The organism is Dyadobacter sp. CY356 (assembly GCF_021440195.1).
Lineage (GTDB): Bacteria > Bacteroidota > Bacteroidia > Cytophagales > Spirosomataceae > Dyadobacter.
On sequence record NZ_JAJTSZ010000009.1, the window covers coordinates 187,563 to 201,757 of the forward strand.

Genomic DNA, 14,195 nt, shown 5'->3' on the forward strand with positions numbered 1-14,195 from the left:
TTTGAATCAATATTGCCAATTTTTCTTCAAATGTATTAAAGGAAATCGGAAATATACCTATTGTGTTTTGAGTTAAAATTTAGTTGACTGATTTCATAATGTGTACTTTACAACTAATTATTTCTAAATAGTGCCGCTAAATTAGATGATCGCACAACGAAAAAATATGACCGGAATCAATCTCAAAATTATACATTAAACGTAACTTCACTTTTAATTATTGAATGGCTTTTTTTTAATGATTGACAGCCTGATCCATGGTATACCTGACCATTCCCCCGCCGCCAAAAATTGCAAGATTTGTTAGATTTTTTTGGGTTTTAGAAAATGAAGTCGGTTCTGAAAAACCTTATATCCATCGGGTCATGGCTGACGGCTGCGCAGAGATGATTTTTCATTATCAAACGCCTTTTGACGAAATCCTGTCAAACGATACTATCGAAACTTCTTTCCATTCAGGTGTTCACGGACAATCTCAAAATTTCCGCCGATTTATCGTCCGTCAAAATTTTGGAATTTTTGGTGTTTATCTCTATCCTTTTGCCATACCGATTCTCTTTTCAATACCGTCGGATGAACTGAGCAATGAAATGCCGGATCTTCCAACATTGATGGGAAATGAAGGCAAAGTTTTGGAAGAAAAAATAATGCTGGCGAAAACAAATGAGAAAAGAGTTGAAATCATTACCGCTTTTCTGGAAAAAAAGATTGCCGATAATTACAGACATGAGCCGGCTGTCTTTTCAACAATTTGTGATATAATTCAAACGAAGGGAGTTGCTAATGTCTGGCAACTTGCAGAACAAAGTTTCTTATCAACCCGTCAATTTGAAAGAAAATTCAAAGCATTTTCAGGTTTCAGTCCCAAGTTGTATACCCGGATTGTCCGCTTTCAATCCTCTGTAAATATGTATGGGAATTCTGAAAAATCACTTACAGAAATCGCGTATGAATGCGGGTATTATGACCAATCTCATTTTATTCACGACTTTAAAGAATTCTCCGGACAACACCCAAGATTTTTCTTTTCAGGAAAAGGAGAAGGGGCAGAATACCGGGATGTTTAATGTCGTGTTTCTCCAATTTTGGTCATTGCCGGTCTGTTACATTTGCTTAAACATAAAATAAAAAAACAATGAGCACTATGAAAATTCCAAACGGTCACCAGACGATAATGCCTTATTTAATGCTGGAATCATCTGAGAAATTTATTGATTTTACGACAAAGGTTTTTGATGCGGAAGTAATGTTTAAGAAAATGCGCGATGATACGGACGTTGTCATGCATTCTGAAATTCAGATCGGTGGCAGTACGATTATGTTTTGTGACAGTACTGATAAATGGAAAACAGAAACTGCCAATCTTTTTGTTTATGTTGATAATGCCGATGAAACTTATCAAAAAGCACTTTTAGAAGGCGCGATAACGATTATGGAACCGGCAGATCAGGATTATGGAAGGAGCTGCGGCGTGACAGACCCGAGCGGGAACGTTTGGTGGATTACTTCTGTGAAATAATTTGCAAGCCATCTTTAATTCGTACTTTTAAAACAAATTACCCGAATTAAAGATGGCCGAAATTTTTGATAAAGTTGACGATATTCTCGCCAACCAAAACGAGCAGATTAAAAAATTACATGATATTGTTACAAAAGCTTTTCAGGAAGAAGAACTGATCGTTGACAATCTGGCACATCCACCTCAGGAAATCCTTACCCAGGGACAACGCGTTTCTGATAAAGTGGCAAGATTTGGCGGCAGCTGGACTTTCATTATTATTTTCAGCGTGATTCTTATCCTTTGGATTATTTACAATTCAACGCTCCCAAAAGCAGAGCAATTCGATCCATATCCTTTTATTCTGATGAATCTGGTACTTTCCTGCGTTGCAGCGATGCAGGCACCTATCATCATGATGAGCCAGAACCGGCAGGAAGAAAAAGACAGGATCCGGGCGGAAAATGATTATCTGATCAATATGAAAGCTGAACTGGAAGTGCGCAGTCTGCATCAGAAAATGGATTTACTTTTGGAAGAACAGATCAAAACGTTATTTGACGTACAGGCAAAACAGCTCGACTTATTGAAAAAGCTGACCGAGCGCGTAGATAGTTTGTGCAGTAAAAATGATATTTAAAACCCGGTAACAGCAACTTTTTTATAAAATGATTAATTACGACGGCAAAACATTTATTCCTCTTTCGAATTCAGAAAATGGTGAAGTTGATTTAAAAATGCAGTTTCATTATAAACAATCAGGCAACCTTCTGACCTGCGATTACGTAGGCGCTAATATCCGTTTGGGACATTTAATTGCGCTTGTTGATGAAAACGGATGCCTGGATATGCGGTATCACCAGATTAATGACAAAGGTGAAATCACGACGGGCATATGCAAGTCGACGCCAGAAATATTACCAAACGGAAAAATTCGTTTACATGAAAAATGGCAATGGACTTCGGGAGATCTGTCGGAAGGCGATTCACTTCTGGAAGAACTTTGAGAATGTTCGGTCCCTTAATAACTTATTCTAAATTATGAAATCGACGATTTTTGTTTTTGTATTTACATTACTTGCTTATTTACAAGCACCTGCACAGACTTCAAAAGTAACTTCAGGCTCGACAGATTTTAGTGTAAAGTTTATCCTTGGCACTTGTAACGGCACCTTCGATGCTCCAAAAGGAACTGCCAATTTTGACCCGACTAATTTGAATGCCTCCGCCTTTAATCTCACTGTTGCTACAAATTCCTTCAAAACAAATAGTAATGGCCGTGATAAGGATATGAAAAGCGACAACTATTTTGACGTGACTAAATATCCGGAAATCCGTTTCAAATCTTCCAAAATTGAGAAGAAGGGCGATAAATATCAGGCAATCGGTTCGCTGACAATTAAAGATGTTTCCAAACCGGTAACCTTGCCGTTCGAAGCAAAGAAAAATGCTGACGGCAGTTATTCGCTTAACAGCACATTTGAGATCAACAGGCTGGATTATAAAGTTGGCGAGAGCAACTGGAAATTGAAAGATGTGGTAACTGTAACGATGAAGGCAGTGATTAAATAAATTTTATCTGTAACGGAATTTTTATAACAGCATTTTGAAATCTTTTCAAAATGCTTTTTTGTCCTTCGACGTAATTATTTCGGCCGTGCCTACGGCACTTCGATTGACTCTGGCAATAGTAGCAACCCCGTATTTCAACCCCGTTGCGTGGGGAAAATATTTCAATATCTTATCAAACAACAGAGACCAGCTCCGTCTTAAAATTTCATTCAGAAATCCAGCCATTAAACTTATAAAATTATTTTTTAGTAATTACTTTGTAATTAGTCTAATTAAGCATTTTATTTGTAAAATATATTTAGTCTAAATTGATATACCCTGGATGAAACATCTATATTCACTTATCTGGATTCTTTCCTTATTCAGTGCTCAGACAGTAATAGCACAAAGCGGAGAAGTTAGAGGGCAAATTTTGACTCAGAATAGCAAACCCTTTGAAGCTGTCAACGTAAGTCTGAAAGACACAAAGTATGGTAATACCACAAACAATGAAGGCAAATTTTATTTAAAAGCTCCGCAGGGAAAATATACACTGATTATTAGCATTTTAGGAAATGAAAAGAAAGAAATACCTGTTGAAGTAACCTCCGGAAAAATTCTGATACTGGAAAACATTCAGCTTCAGGAAAACGGCATTGCTCTTCAGGATGCGGTGGTTACAGGTCAGTTCGGAAAACAATCATTACGCAATTCAGTTTATCAGGTCCGGACAATTGATAGTGAGCGTATCCGTGCGAGAGGTGCTACCAATATTCAAACCATTCTCAATACTGAATTAGGAATTCGTTTTTCCAATGATCCTACGCTCGGAACAACAGATATCCAGCTGATGGGTATGAGCGGCCAAAGTGTAAAAATATTACTTGACGGAATTCCACTGGTAGACCGTGGGGCTACGCGCGAAAGTCTTGGGCAAATTGATATCAATACCATTGAACGTATAGAGATTGTCGAAGGACCGATGTCTGTGATATATGGTACTGATGCCCTGGCTGGTGTTATCAATATCATTACAAAAAAAGGCGACGGAAGCGACAACCTTTCTATTTCTGCGAGAATTCAGGAAGAAACCGCCGGTGATGAATACAATGCGTTTGACAAAAAAGGCACCCACAATGAGAACCTGGGTATCACCTGGCAGAAAAAAGGGTTTCAATTAAATGGCGGTTTCACGCGAAATAACTTTGGCGGCTGGCAGGGCGATTCCAGCGGCCGGCTGAAAGCCTGGATGCCAAAAGAACAAATGCTTTTCAACACAGGAATTGGCTATTCAAAAGAAAAATGGAATGTATGGTATCGCTTCAACGGGACAGACGAGACCATCAAATATCTTGGAAATATTAACGTTGCCAACATAGCCGGGGATAAAGATTATATTACCAAAAGATGGTTCCACCAGGCACAGAGCGAATATCAGGCATCGGACAAACTGGGCTTTACCGGCGCACTTTCGTACACGGATTACAGCCGGAAAACACTTAGCACAAACATAGATTTCAATACCGGAAAACGTACGCTTTCCCTGGATCCCGCCGCTCAGGATAAGTCAGTTTTTACAACTTTATTTTTCCGCGGAACAGCCCTATATAAAGTTTCACCAAATGTCTCACTGCTTCCGGGAATTGAAATCAATAACAACAACGCCAGCGGCGCAAGAATCAAGGGCTCGCCAACGATCAATGAATATGCATTTTTTGTATCGTCAGAATTAAAGGTAACGCCTGCTATCAAATTGAGTCCGGGCGTGCGTTTTATCAAAAATTCGGTTTATGACGCACCTCCGGTAATTCCATCCTTGAATGCCAAAATCACACTGAGCAATGCACTTGATTTGCGTATGGGATATGCAAGAGGCTTTCGTTCTCCCGCTCTGCGTGAATTATATTTTGATTTTCATGATGCGTCCCACTCCATCAATGGTAACGTAAATCTGAAAGCTGAATATTCCAACAGCTTCAATACGTTTCTGGTTTGGCAGATAAAACAGCAGTCGTCCTTACGAGTAACTTCAACGCTGGGTGGATTTTACAACATTTTCCATAACAGAATTGATACCGGTTTTGACCCAAACAACCCCACCCAGACGACTTATCTGAATATCAGTTTGTTCAAAACAACTGGTGTTAGCCTTGACAATAAGTTTTATTGGAAAAACATGCAGGCCACTTTGGGGGCGACATACATAGGAACCTATAATGAAATTCTGGATGAGTCAGAAACTGTAACCGAGGATCTGCCACAGTTTGTATGGTCGCCGGAAATCAATGCAAATCTTCTTTACAACTTTTCCAAAATCGGGGCGAGCATAAATTTCTTCTATAAATACACGGGTAAAAAACCTGCTTATGCCTTGATCAGCGGCACACCCGTCACAGCCAGTTTAAGACAAATCAGCGGATATAATATGGCTGATCTTACCATAACCAAAACATTAGGAAAGTACATTAATCTGATTGGCGGAGCAAAAAATCTTTTCGACCTGACATCAGTCAAAAACACAACAATTGGTACCGGACATGATGCCACCGGGCCAGGATTTAACGGTCGCTCCTATTTCCTCGGTATGAATATCCACTGGTCTAAAAAATAATTATTACCCTTTTTAAATTAATCAAAACAATTATGAACAAATTATTTAAACCGCTACTTCTTGTTGCCTTTCTGGCTATTTTCAATGCCTGTTCGGATGATGATCCGGCGTTGCCAGACAATACCGCCGCCTTTGAATCAACAACACAAGGTTTTGATGGTGAATCTGTTGACGTAAAAATCGTATTAAGCAGAGCAGCGGAAACTCCTACGAACATTTCAGTATCGCTGACACCCACTTTGTTGACTTACGGTACACAATTTACTACAACTCCTGCGGCCACTAATAATACCCTGGCACTAACAGTTCCTGCCGGAGCAACCAGTGTAACATTCAAAGTGCTTAAAACAGCCGGTGTTCTTTTGAATGGTGACGAAAGTATACAGTTCAAAATCACTTCTGTGGGCTCACCGGTTTTGATTGGCACAAACACGGAATTGAAACTTAGTTTTAAAGCCATTGTTTCTGACGGAACAAGTATACAGTTGAACGGGATTGCCGGAACGGAAGCTGGTTCAAGTGCTGCAAATTCTGTCTTTCTTGACCTGAGCGCGAATACGCAAACGCCTGTATTACGCGATAGCTGGGATCTTGGTTTCTATGCAGGAACTGATTTCAGAGTTACCATCAATACCAGTAACGGTGCTTCTGCAATCGGGATCGATAAATCTGATCTTAATGCGGTCACTGCGGCTGATATTGACCTGACGAAACTGGCAATCGGACAAGGACAGGGAACGCTGGCGTTATCTGACGGTTATTCTGGTAAACTTTCAGAGACACTTATCAAAGAAATTTCTGCAACAGATGCTGACAATAAAGTCTATATCCTGAATCGTAAAGGTGGATCGGCTACGGTTTTGCCAGCTGAACAGATCTATAAAATCCGCATTATCCGCAAAGGCACAACAGGTTATACTTTACAATACGCATTACTGAACGATACTACTTTCAAAACACTTGATGTTATAAAAGACCCAACTTACAACTTCCAGTTTGTTTCACTTATCAAAGGCGCGACCGTTGCCGTTCAGCCTGCAAAAGCGCGTTGGGATTTTGAATGGGGTTACAGCATGTACTATACCGCATCAGGCACAACCAATATTCCTTACGGATTCTCGGATCTTGTTTTCATTAATCAACTGGCTGGTGTAACCGCAGCGGAGGTTTTAACAACCACTTCGACGTATGACGCCTATGCAGAAAGCAATATCGCAAACACAACATTTAGTGCTGATCGTGATGTGATCGGTTCAAAATGGAGAGTGACATCAGGTGGTACTGTGGGTGTAAAAACCGATCGCTTTTACGTCATCAAAGATGCTGCCGGAAATGTTTACAAACTTAGGTTCATCAGCTTCACATCAACAGACGGCGGAGAAAGAGGAAAACCTAAACTGGAATACAAACTTGTTAAAAAAGGAGCTTAATCATTCCCAATTATTTTAAAAACCGGAGAAGACGAATGAAAAAACGTTTTCTCCGATTTTTTGGTTTAAACTGATATTTAGTCATGCTAACATCTCTTTTATTTATTACAACATTAGTAACTTCGGTGCCAAACCAGTCACCTTTTAGTTATTTTACTAAAACAGAATCCGTTATGCCTATCGAATTTTCCAACGCTGAAATTCATGTGATCAAAGATTTCAGTGCTATAACACAACCCAATACCTATCATTATTTCAGCCTCATCACCAAAAGCGAAGTAGCAGAGGCAGATGCAAAAACCACCAAATGGGATCTTGCATTCAGCGGAACAACAATCCTGACCAACGGCGGAACCAGCGGAGCCGGGCAAGGTGGCGCTATTGTAATTGAAAAACCATTTGAAGCCATCGGCGAAGCTCCAAAAGAAGGTTATAAAGTAGATGGCGGAAGCGGAAATGCCATTGCGAGCGGCAGTGGAAATTCCTGGTACAAATATGACATGACCGTCCATGCAATCCTTCCAATCCTGGGCAGAACGATTATTATAAAAACAGCAGAAGGCAAATTTGCCAAAATTGAATTTATCAGTTATTATAAAGGCGCACCAGAAAATGTACCGACAGAAGAATCAAAATACTATACTTTCAGATATGTTTTAGCTGACGAAAACGGAAAATTTTAAAAATGTTATCGGCTTTCGGCAGTCGGCTATCAACTTGCTCTGGATAAATTTTATCAAGGCAAATTCCGAAAGCCGACTGCTGAGAGCCGATTGCTATCTCTGATATTTCCAATTCCGGGTTTTCCCTTCTTCCATCCACACCACAGCCTGCTCCAATCTTTTTATCCGGGTTGCTTCACTTTTTGCTTCAACGATCCAGTCGACATATTCCTTTTTTTGCGACAAACTAAAACGTCCGAAATTTTCCCCGGCATCAGGATTGTCATTAATCGCATCAAGTATATAATCAGGTACCGTCAATTCTTTTACAACTTTCTTTTCGGGGTCTTTGGTAATTTTCACACCATTATCAATCAGCGACATTGCATCGTGAATCAGGGCAATGATCTGCTCTTCAGATGGCAGATCTTCAATTTTTGTAATCTTCCCAAACTGGCCCATACCATTGTTTTCTGCATCTTTTGAAAACAGATTATCAGGATCTTTCATCTTTGTATAAAGCCAGAAATGGAACCCGCAATGATATTTAAAGGAAGCCATACTGCACAAATTGCCATTTTTGTACTCAAAAAATGGCATACTCCACTTCATGACTTCCTTCACTTCCGGACAAGCCGCATGAACGATTTCCCGCCAATAATCCAAAACCGGAATAGCAAATTCAGCCGATTTAATAATATATTCATCTACTCGTGGTAATCTGGTCCCCATTTCAGATTGCTATTTTGTAAAGAAATTTTTGCGTTTGAAAGAAATAGATTGGTGAACATTCTTGAATTCGTGGTAAAACCAGAGTTTACTTTTCCAAAATCTCCTTTAAGTTTTTCAACCCATTGGCAAAATCACTGCCCACCGATTTTTCCATACCCATAAACGGCAGCATCGCATTCATCGGATACGGCATTTTTCCGGAAAAACCCCACTTCACTTTTGTCTGGTTTTCTCCAGCATTTTCGGTGATCATGTAAGCGTCGTTATTGGATTCGAAAGGTTTGATAAACCGCAATTCCGTATCAATACGCTCCCCTTCGCTAATCTTTTTTATTTCCTGCTCACCTTTTCCGACATCATCATTCCCTTCCCACATCGATGTAAAACCAATAGTTCCATCCGTCCCTTTATAGGTTTTTTTGATGTTCGGATCCATCTTCATCCAGACACTCCAGTTGTCCTGATTTTTCAAAGATTTAAGGTATTCAAAAACTTCCGCTTTCGGTTTATTGATTGTTATTTCTCTTTCAACCGCATAATCTTTTGGCATAATAAAGGCCGCAATCAGGAAAATCCCGATTAACCCAAGAATAATGTAGAGCGCTTTTTTCATGATAGAGTTCGTTTTAGGTGAATAACTGAATTTAAATTTCTCCTCATCAATATCTTCAATGCTTTCCACGTTCATCATTCCCGCTTTCTCCAAAACCCTGATCGACGCAGCATTTCTAATATTCACAAATGCAATAACAGCAGTCGGTTTAAATGTTTTTAACGAAAACCTGATCAGCGATTTCGCAATGGAAGTGGCCACACCTTTTCCCCAGTATTCTTCCATAATCCTGTATCCGATCTCCACTTCGGTCCCATAAGCTTCCAGTTTCGCTGCACCAACCAGGGCGCCGGTTTTAATTTCTTCAATCAGATACCTGCCGAAATAATCGTTGGTACCATTATCCCTCAAAATTTGTCCCAGCATTTTATCTGATTCTTCACGACTAAGCGCGGTGCCAGTCACAAATTTCATTACGTTGTCATTGTTGCTCAGCTGATAATATTTGTCACCATCAGCGCTCGTCATTTTTGTTAAAATGAACGCCGGTGTTTTAATTTGAAATACTTTCATATAAAAATAAGGATCACCTGGATTGACGAGTAACAGTCGTATTATCAAGACATTATCAACTTTGCCAATCGTTGTCGAAATATACGTTTTCTGCTTAAAAATAGAAATAAATTAACCGATATTTATTAACCAGTGACATTAATAAACCATTAGAAAAATGCACGGCAGGATATTTTTAGTTAGCCTGAAATATTTAATATCTATTTTGCAGGTATATATCCGCTTGTATTTAAACGTCAGGTAAATCCTTTCTAAACTATCTAAAATCCGACGCAGTTGTTCCGATGAAAAGATATCTTCAATTTATAAAAAAATACCAGACAGCGATGATCCTGGGGCCATTTCTGGCTATCATCGATGTTTTTGGCGAAATTGTCCAGCCGATGCTGATGTCGGATATCGTGGATGTTGGAATAAAAAACCAGGACACGCATTACATTCTTAAAATGGGTGCGATTATGATCGGTTTATCGCTGGTCGCCATTGTGGGTGGTATAGGGAATGTCTATTATTCTTCCAAATCATCCGTCGGATTTGCAAGTGAATTGCGACAAGGTTTGTTCAAAAAAATCCAGGAATTTTCTTTTTCCAATATTGATACTTTTAGCAGCGCATCTCTGGTTACGAGATTAACAAATGACATCAATACCTTACAGCAGGTTGTGATGATGTCTCTGCGGTTATTAATCCGCGCTCCTTTAATGTTGGTTTGTGCTGTAATTTTCGCTTTGCAGATTAACCGGGAACTGACCATAATTATAGCCGTAGCCATTCCCGTTTTAAGCCTTGCCATTTTCATTATTATGAAAAAAGGTATTCCGTATTTTACCAAAATGCAGAAAAAACTGGATCGGGTGAATGCAGCAATTCAGGAAAACCTGACCAATATACGTGTCGTAAAATCATTTGTCAGAAGTGATTTTGAAGAACAAAAATTTTCGGTTGCAAATAACGATCTGATGGAAATGTCGGTCAAGGCATCAACCATCGTGATCCTGGTCATGCCTGTCATGATGCTGATCATGAATGTTTCGATTGTAGCGGTGGTCTGGTTTGGCGGAAATAAAGTAATGACCGGGGATTTGCAGGTGGGACAGCTTATGTCATTTATCAGTTACATTACCCAGATTTTAATTGCACTGATGCTGCTTTCCATGACAATCATGATGTTTTCAAGAGCGAGCGCTTCTTCTAAAAGGATCATTGAAGTGCTGGACACACAAATTGACATTAACGATACGCCATCCGCATTAAGCCAGAATCTGAAAATTCATAAAGGGAAAGTTGAATTCCGGGATGTTTGTTTTAAATACAAAAGTGAAAGCGATCTTTTTGTTTTAAAAGACATTAGTTTCACAGCGACACCAGGTGAATTGATCGCAATCATCGGCGCGACAGGTTCTGCCAAAACAAGTCTTGTTCAACTTATTCCGAGACTGTATGATGTTACCGAAGGGCAGGTTTTGATTGACGATGTGGACGTTCGTGATTATTCTCTAAAACATTTGCGTGAAGCCACTGCAACGGTACTGCAAAAAAACGTCTTGTTTTCTGGTACCATCAAAAGTAATTTGAAATGGGGAAAGCCGGATGCAAGTGATGACGAGATAATTGCAGCTGCAAAAGATGCTCAGGCGCATGATTTTATCATGTCTTTCCCTTTACAATACGAAACTGTTCTGGGACAGGGCGGCGTAAATCTTTCCGGCGGACAGCAGCAGCGATTGTGTATCGCCAGGGCACTTTTAAAGAAGCCGACAATTCTTATCCTGGATGATAGCACCAGCGCCGTTGACACCGCTACCGAAGCAAAAATCAGGACTTCGTTACAGGAAAACCATAATAACACCACCACTTTTATCATCGCACAAAGAATCAGCTCTATTGAATCTGTTGACAGGATCATTATCCTGGACGATGGACGCATTATCGGCGTAGGAACACATGATGAATTGATGAAAACGAATGCTGTTTATCAGGAGATATTCCAGTCTCAACAGCAAAATGAAGCCATAGCCTCATGAGCGAAAACAATAAATCTCAATCAACAGCCGCCGCTCCGGGCGGAATGCCAGGGTCTGGTTCAGTAAGACGGTTCTCCGCAGAGAAACCAAAAAATGTAAGCCTGACCATGCGCCGGCTCTGGGGATATCTTCAAAAAAACAAAGCAGGACTTTTTACGGTCGTGTTGTTTATTTTGATTAATACATCAGCCTCCTTAACCGGTTCCTATTTACTCCGCCCGCTGATCAACGACTATATTATCCCAAAAGATGCTGATGGATTAATTCACATGCTTGGCATTATGCTGGTGATTTACGTAGCAGGCGCAACGGCGGCTTACCTGCAAAGCCGGTTTATGATTATTATTTCTCAAAAAACGGTTAACGAAATGAGAAATGATCTTTTCAAAAAGCTGCAATCACTTCCTTTACAATTTTTTGACACCAATAGTCATGGTGATTTAATGAGCCGGTTTACTAACGACGTGGACCTGATCAGTGAATCTCTGAATAATAGTTTGACCCAGATCTTCACCAGCATTATTACTTTAACCGGTACATTTCTGCTCATGCTTTACATCAGTCCTTTACTGACTTTGGTAACATTGGTGATGGTTCCGCTTATGCTGTTCCTGGCTTCTCAGGTGATCAAAAGAAGTAAGGCATATTTCATTTCACAGCAGGTAGCTGTGGGTATGACCAATGGTTATATTGAAGAAATTATCACAGGAATCAAAGTTGTGAAGGTATTTGGCTATGAAGAAAAAGCTGAAACTGAATTTGAAAAACTGAATTTCGATCTTCGTGATAAGGCAACGAAAGCACAGATGTTTTCTGGTATGATGATGCCGATTATGATCAACATGAGTACGATCAATTATGCTTTAACGGCTACAATCGGTGGAATTCTGGCTGTAACACGTGGACTGGATATTGGTGGGCTGGCTTCATTTCTTCAGTATTCAAGACAATTCGGAAGACCGATCAATGAACTTTCCAGTCAGCTGAATAGCTTGCAGGCGGCTCTGGCAGGTGCAGAACGTGTATTTGAAATGATGGATCAATTGCCGGAACCGGCGGATGCAGAAAATGCTGTAACCCTTTCAAAAGTTGACGGCGAAGTACGGTTTGAAAATGTTATGTTTAGTTACAGCCCTGATAAAGTCATTTTACATGATATCAATTTATCCGTAAAACCAGGGCATAAAATTGCATTTGTAGGTTCCACAGGTGCCGGAAAAACAACGATCATTAATCTACTTCCAAGATTTTACGATATCCAGTCGGGAAAAATCACCATAGACGGAATTGATATTAAAGACATTTCCAGAGAAAGTCTGCGCAAATCCATGGCCATCGTTTTGCAGGATACGCATTTATTTACCGGAACCGTGATGGAAAATATTCGTTACGGAAGATTATCGGCAACAGATCAGGAAGTGATTCATGCTGCGGAGCTTGCCAATGCGCATTCTTTCATAACCAGAATGCCGCAGGGTTATCAGACAGTGCTGGATGGAGACGGAAGTAATTTGAGTCAGGGACAAAGACAATTACTGAATATTGCGCGGGCAACGGTTGCCGAAGCACCGATTTTAATCCTGGATGAAGCCACCAGTTCTATCGATACCAGAACCGAAAAGTTGATTGAAGAAGGAATGGATACTTTAATGAAAGGCAAAACGACCTTTGTCATCGCGCACCGGTTATCAACGGTTAGAAATGCAGATGAAATTATTGTTCTGGAATTCGGACGCATTATTGAACGTGGAAACCATAATGATCTGATGCTGAAAAAGGGGAAATATTACCAGTTATATACCGGACAATTCGCGTAAAAATTTCGATTTGTTGAAACATTAATACGGAAACAAACGAACAAGTAAATTCCATTATTAGAAATAAATTAGAATTCATTAACACGCATTAACAATTGAAAAAATTTGCTTTAAAAGCCTGAATTATTATATTTGAATTATTGGATCACAGTATTGCATTTCCAATAAATTAATTCCAATCATTCTTGAATTCATTATAAAAATATGAATTTTTCAATGTTTTGATATTAGCTGATACCATGCTTAAAAGAACTTTTGTATTGTTTTTTTGCATTGGGCAAATTCTTGCCTCAGCCCTGTTCGTTGGACAGGCGGAGGCCTCTTGCAGGACCAATTTCGGTATCAGACAACTATCTCCTTTCAATAACAAATACTATATTGAAGAGGAAGAAGAAATTATCGAATTTGACCCTTCTATTTGTCATCAGCCAACATTCCTCAGCGCTGATGAATTTGAATGGAAGGAAAGTCTTACAAATCTTTTACTTCACAGAAATTCAAATTACCGTTTCATTTGTTTTGAATCGGTTTTATCTGAATACTTCCATTTTTCCGAAAAGTCTGTTTTTCAACATTATACCCGGCAGGTTATCGGCTCCATCGAGGGGTTACTTACCTTGCCGGATTATTACAGTTTCCTTCATCGACTTTGCCCATTCTAGTCTGACTTACAGGTTTTTTGCCTGATTTAACAATAATAGCCGCAACATTTTACAACGTATAACCTGACGCAAAACGCCGGAT

The 14,195-nt window shown here is 39.7% G+C and carries 13 protein-coding genes; 11 read left to right on the top strand and 2 right to left on the bottom strand.

The window, feature by feature from the left end; all coding sequences use genetic code 11:
• Positions 1-257 precede the first annotated feature (257 nt).
• The 8 genes from LXL81_RS24680 to LXL81_RS24715 all read left to right on the top strand — a co-directional run bounded on the left by LXL81_RS24680 (position 258) and on the right by LXL81_RS24715 (position 7,773).
• Positions 258-1,067 carry a helix-turn-helix transcriptional regulator gene (locus LXL81_RS24680; RefSeq protein ID WP_234649910.1) on the top strand — a complete coding sequence of 270 codons (810 nt, stop codon included), beginning with the start codon at positions 258-260 and terminating at the stop codon, positions 1,065-1,067.
• Positions 1,068-1,135: 68 nt separating this feature from the next.
• Positions 1,136-1,519, top strand: coding sequence for a glyoxalase/bleomycin resistance/extradiol dioxygenase family protein (locus tag LXL81_RS24685; protein WP_234649912.1), 384 nt, complete (start codon positions 1,136-1,138; stop codon positions 1,517-1,519).
• A gap of 52 nt (positions 1,520-1,571) precedes the next feature.
• Entirely contained in the window at positions 1,572-2,138 is a 567-nt protein-coding gene (locus tag LXL81_RS24690; protein WP_234649914.1) for a DUF1003 domain-containing protein, read from the top strand.
• Between the two features lie 28 nt (positions 2,139-2,166).
• Positions 2,167-2,505 (top strand): n-acetylglutamate synthase, encoded by a 339-nt coding sequence (locus LXL81_RS24695; protein ID WP_234649916.1) that lies wholly within the window; start codon positions 2,167-2,169, stop codon positions 2,503-2,505.
• Positions 2,506-2,539: 34 nt separating this feature from the next.
• Entirely contained in the window at positions 2,540-3,070 is a 531-nt protein-coding gene (locus tag LXL81_RS24700; RefSeq protein ID WP_234649919.1) for a YceI family protein, read from the top strand.
• A gap of 322 nt (positions 3,071-3,392) precedes the next feature.
• Positions 3,393-5,660, top strand: a complete 2,268-nt coding sequence (locus tag LXL81_RS24705; protein ID WP_234649921.1) for a TonB-dependent receptor domain-containing protein — start codon at positions 3,393-3,395, stop codon at positions 5,658-5,660.
• 32 nt (positions 5,661-5,692) lie between these two features.
• Complete coding sequence (locus tag LXL81_RS24710; protein ID WP_234649922.1) at positions 5,693-7,090, top strand: HmuY family protein; 1,398 nt, start codon at positions 5,693-5,695, stop codon at positions 7,088-7,090.
• Positions 7,091-7,263: 173 nt separating this feature from the next.
• Positions 7,264-7,773, top strand: a complete 510-nt coding sequence (locus tag LXL81_RS24715) for an HmuY family protein (protein WP_234649925.1) — start codon at positions 7,264-7,266, stop codon at positions 7,771-7,773.
• Positions 7,774-7,866: 93 nt separating this feature from the next.
• On the opposite strand, the gene LXL81_RS24720 is transcribed toward LXL81_RS24715, so the two are convergent.
• Positions 7,867-8,484: a YdeI family protein gene (locus LXL81_RS24720; RefSeq protein ID WP_234649927.1), complete on the bottom strand. Its 618-nt coding sequence runs from the start codon at positions 8,482-8,484 to the stop codon at positions 7,867-7,869.
• An 85-nt stretch (positions 8,485-8,569) separates the two neighbouring features.
• Positions 8,570-9,610 (bottom strand): GNAT family N-acetyltransferase, encoded by a 1,041-nt coding sequence (locus tag LXL81_RS24725; RefSeq protein ID WP_234649929.1) that lies wholly within the window; start codon positions 9,608-9,610, stop codon positions 8,570-8,572.
• Between the two features lie 284 nt (positions 9,611-9,894).
• On the opposite strand from LXL81_RS24725, the gene LXL81_RS24730 reads away from it, so the two are divergent.
• The 3 genes from LXL81_RS24730 (at position 9,895) to LXL81_RS24740 (ending at position 14,113) form a co-directional block, all read left to right on the top strand.
• Positions 9,895-11,634 (top strand): ABC transporter ATP-binding protein, encoded by a 1,740-nt coding sequence (locus LXL81_RS24730; protein ID WP_234649931.1) that lies wholly within the window; start codon positions 9,895-9,897, stop codon positions 11,632-11,634.
• Entirely contained in the window at positions 11,631-13,451 is a 1,821-nt protein-coding gene (locus LXL81_RS24735; protein ID WP_234649933.1) for an ABC transporter ATP-binding protein, read from the top strand. Before LXL81_RS24730 ends, LXL81_RS24735 begins: the two co-directional genes overlap by 4 nt.
• Before the next feature lie 239 nt (positions 13,452-13,690).
• Positions 13,691-14,113, top strand: coding sequence for a hypothetical protein (locus LXL81_RS24740; protein ID WP_234649935.1), 423 nt, complete (start codon positions 13,691-13,693; stop codon positions 14,111-14,113).
• Positions 14,114-14,195 lie beyond the last annotated feature (82 nt).